The sequence below is a fragment of the Janthinobacterium woesei genome, from assembly GCF_051380875.1.
GTDB lineage: Bacteria > Pseudomonadota > Gammaproteobacteria > Burkholderiales > Burkholderiaceae_D > Janthinobacterium.
Genome location: NZ_JBNYXW010000044.1, coordinates 1 through 3,514, shown reverse-complemented (window position 1 = coordinate 3,514; position 3,514 = coordinate 1). Strand labels below are relative to the sequence as shown.

General features: G+C 59.6%; 5 protein-coding genes and 1 pseudogene. All 6 read left to right on the top strand.

Translation table 11 applies throughout. From position 1 onward, the window contains the following. Positions 1 to 125: pseudogene (locus ACQ4W6_RS25610) on the top strand (phosphodiesterase); the annotation flags it as partial. Between the two features lie 96 nt (positions 126 to 221). Continuing rightward, positions 222 to 584, top strand: coding sequence for an IS66-like element accessory protein TnpA (gene tnpA / locus ACQ4W6_RS25605; protein ID WP_436569974.1), 363 nt, complete (start codon positions 222 to 224; stop codon positions 582 to 584). Then, entirely contained in the window at positions 581 to 928 is a 348-nt protein-coding gene (gene tnpB, locus ACQ4W6_RS25600; RefSeq protein WP_119784802.1) for an IS66 family insertion sequence element accessory protein TnpB, read from the top strand. The genes tnpA and tnpB overlap by 4 nt, the downstream gene beginning before the upstream one ends. 29 nt (positions 929 to 957) lie before the next feature. Continuing rightward, the gene (gene tnpC, locus ACQ4W6_RS25595) at positions 958 to 2,529 is read left to right on the top strand and encodes an IS66 family transposase (protein WP_436569973.1); all 1,572 of its coding nucleotides are present in this window, start codon (positions 958 to 960) and stop codon (positions 2,527 to 2,529) included. 51 nt (positions 2,530 to 2,580) lie between these two features. After that, on the top strand, positions 2,581 to 3,180 hold the full coding sequence (locus ACQ4W6_RS25590) for a plasmid pRiA4b ORF-3 family protein (protein ID WP_436569972.1): 600 nt from the start codon (positions 2,581 to 2,583) through the stop codon (positions 3,178 to 3,180). Beyond that, positions 3,161 to 3,514, top strand: a 354-nt coding sequence (locus ACQ4W6_RS25585; RefSeq protein ID WP_436569971.1) for an HD-GYP domain-containing protein, incomplete at its 3' end; no start/stop codon positions are given. The genes ACQ4W6_RS25590 and ACQ4W6_RS25585, both read left to right, overlap by 20 nt.

The following is a 3,514-nucleotide window of genomic DNA, read 5'->3' as shown; positions in this document are numbered from 1 at the left end:
CCCTCGTTGACGAAATCGCCATGTCGGTCATGCGCAACCCGGATGCCTTAGTCGGCTTGGTTCGGCTCAAACATGCCGACGAATATACCTATATGCATTCGGTGGCGGTATGCGCGCCGATGATTGGTAAGCGTGACGCCAACACCGTCTGGACGTAGGTAGCCTTGTCCTTCAGAGTAGTTCCCACTACTTTTATGATGGGAACTACTTTGGATACTGAAATGAAGTCGGGTAACCGGAAAGGGCGGCCGAACTATCCGGTCGAGTTCAAGCGGCGACTCGCTGCTGCCGCGTGCGAGGCCGGGGTGTCGGTTTCGAAGCTCTCGATGGCCAACGGGGTCAACGCAAACATGGTGTTCAAATGGCGGCGTGAGTATCGCGCCGGTCTGTTTGACGACATGCCGGCAGCGCGCACGACGTTGCTGCCGGTCGTGCTTGCAGACACTTCGTTGAAGGTGGCGCCGGCGCCGGCTGCTGCGACATCGAGTGCGGTCGAGATCATCTTCGCAAACGCGGTGGTGCGCGTCCATGCGGACGTCGACGCTGCGCTGCTCAGAACGATCTTCCAGAGCCTGCGCGCATGATCGGGCTACCGGCGGGCACACGCATCTGGATCGCTGCGGGCTTCACGGATATGCGCTGCGGCTTCAATGGCTTGGCGGCCAAGGTGGAGAGCGCGCTGCTGGACGATCCATTCAGCGGTCACGTCTTTGCGTTTCGTGGTCGGCGCGGCAACGTCATCAAGCTGCTTTGGTCCAGTGGCGATGGCCTGTGCATGTTCGCCAAGCGCCTCGAGCACGGCCGCTTCGTCTGGCCGCAGGCGACCGATGGCAAGGTCCATCTGACGCCAGCCCAACTGTCGATGCTCCTCGAAGGCATCAACTGGAAACAGCCTGAACGCACCGCGCCCCTCATGTCGGTGTTGTAAACGTTCAAACATGCGCGTAAACTGCGCGCATGCCTTCCAGCCCTGCCCCACTCCCCGACGATATTGAAGCCTTGAAAGCGCTGCTGATGCAGCGCGACGGCGAAGTGCAACAGCTGCGCGACACCGTCACGATGCTGGAGCAGGCTCTCAATGTCCGCTCGCTCGAAATCGAGCAGCTCAAGCTCCAATTGGCAAAGCTCAAACGAATGCAGTTCGGCCGCAAGTCCGAGAAGCTCGATCGCAAAATCGAGCAGCTGGAAACGCGACTGGAAGATCTGATTACGGAGGATGGCGCCAGCGAACAGAAAGCTGTGCTTCCCGCATCGAACGCGCGCAAGGTTGCGCGCCAGCAGCTGCCGGCGCATTTACCGCGCGAAGACAATGTCATCGAGCCGCTGGACGAGGCCTGCTCCGCGTGCGGTGGCAAACTCAAGCCCTTGGGCGAGGATGTATCTGAGCAGCTCGAACTCATCGATTTGGCCTTCAAGGTAATTCGCCATATACGGCGCAAGAAGGCATGCGCCTGCTGCGACCACATCGTGCAGGCGCCAGCGCCGAGCCGCCCGATCGATCGCGGCATCGCCGGACCAGGGCTGCTGGCCCACATACTCGTCTCCAAGTTCGCCGACCACCTGCCACTGTACCGCCAGTCCACCATTTACGCGCGTGACGGCGTCGAGCTTGACCGCTCGACGATGGCGCGCTGGGTCGGTGCGTGCGGGGCGCTGATGCGCCCCCTGGTCGACGCACTGCAGCGCTACGTGCTCCAGCCCGGCAAGATCCACTCGGATGACACTCCGATGCCTGTGCTTGCGCCGGGAAATGGCCAAACCAAGACAGCACGCCTTTGGGTCTACGTCCGCGACGACAGGCGCTCTGGTTCGACTGCGGCGCCGGCCGCATGGTTCGCCTACACACCCAATCGTCAGGGCCTGCACCCACAGTCGCACCTGGCCAACTTCAGCGGCGTTCTACAGGCGGACGCGTTTGCGGGCTACGATAAAATCTATGCCGATGGCCGCGTGCGCGAGGCAGCATGCATGGCTCATGCTCGCCGCAAGATCCATGATCTGCACGTGCGCAAGGCGACCGTGACAACGACAGAAGCGTTGCGGCGGATCGGCGAACTGTACGCAATCGAAGAACAAATCCGCGGTCAGCTACCCGATCATCGAAAGCGAATACGGCAAGCGCAGGCGCGGCCGCTGCTCGACGGCTTTGAAGTCTGGTTGCGTGCCAGACTACTCACACTGTCGACCCAGTCCGACACCACAAAGGCCATCAACTACATGCTCAATCAATGGCAGGCGCTGGTGTATTACTGCGATGACGGCTTGGCCGAGATCGACAAAAACATCGCCGAGAACGCACTGCGGACGTGCTGCCTTGGCCGCAAGAACTTCCTGTTCATGGGCGCCGACAGCGGCGGCGAACGGGCCGCAACGATGTACTCGCTGATCGTCAGCGCCAAGCTCAATGGCATCGATCCGCAGGCTTACCTACGCCATGTACTGAGCCACATTGCCGACTACCCGGTCAATCTGGTCAGCGATCTGTTGCCATGGAATGTAGCTGATAAACTCTCGCCCATATCCGCTTAGATCGGCCCTGCAAAGGAGGTTGCGGAAATATCACTTACACTCGGACTTCCCATGGCAAAGCAGCCTCAAATTATTACCCTTCACGTTGGAATCGACGACATCACGCCGGCAATCTGGCGCCGCATCGAGGTCGATGCCGACATCACACTACGTGGCTTGCATCACGTCATTCAGGCCGCCTTCGGCTGGACCAGTTCCCACCTCCACGAGTTCCTCTTGGAAGGCCACACCTACGCCATGTTGGACAACGATGGTGTGCTTGATTCCCTCGAAGATCTAGAGCAAGAAGCATTCGATGACCGCAAGGCCAAGTTGCTGCGACTGACCTACCCAGGACAAAAATTCGCCTATCAATACGATTTCGGTGACAGTTGGATACACACTATTACGGTTGAGAAAATCGAACCCGCCGCGTACAAAATGGGATGCGCCAATATCATTGACGGACAGCGCGCCTGTCCGCCTGAAGACGTCGGCGGCCCTCACGGATACGAAGAGTTCCTAAAGGTTATGCAAAAGACGCCCTGCAGCCAGCAGGCGAAAGACAATTTGATGTGGTTGGGCGGCCCCTTCGACCCGGATGCATTTGATAAACGGGTAGCGAACAGCGCGCTGCTACGCATGGGCTGGAATGGCTGGGGCAAAAAATAGCGGTTTACGTCAAGACGGTGCTGGCGCCACGCTTACGATGATTGCGCTGGCTCGTCAGTTGAAGATGCCCGACGCGCAGGTCCGCGAGCTCGGGCTGGCCGGACTCATGCACGATATCGGCAAGATGCTGGTTCCGCAAGACACCCTGAACAAACCGGGTGACCTGACCCAAGACGAATTCACGGCCATCAAGGATCATCCGGAAGCAGGGCACCGACTGTTATTAGCGGGCAACGGCGTGAGCGAGGTAGTACTTGACGTCTGCCTGCACCATCACGAAAAGATGAACGGAACCGGCTACCCGGCGGGCCTGGCCGGCGACGCGATCAGCGTG

Coding starts and splice junctions, on each gene's coding strand:
- tnpA (WP_436569974.1), top strand. CDS start 222: ATGAAGTCGGGTAACCGGAAAGGGCGGCCGAACTATCCGGTCGAGTTC.
- tnpB (WP_119784802.1), top strand. CDS start 581: ATGATCGGGCTACCGGCGGGCACACGCATCTGGATCGCTGCGGGCTTC.
- tnpC (WP_436569973.1), top strand. CDS start 958: ATGCCTTCCAGCCCTGCCCCACTCCCCGACGATATTGAAGCCTTGAAA.
- ACQ4W6_RS25590 (WP_436569972.1), top strand. CDS start 2,581: ATGGCAAAGCAGCCTCAAATTATTACCCTTCACGTTGGAATCGACGAC.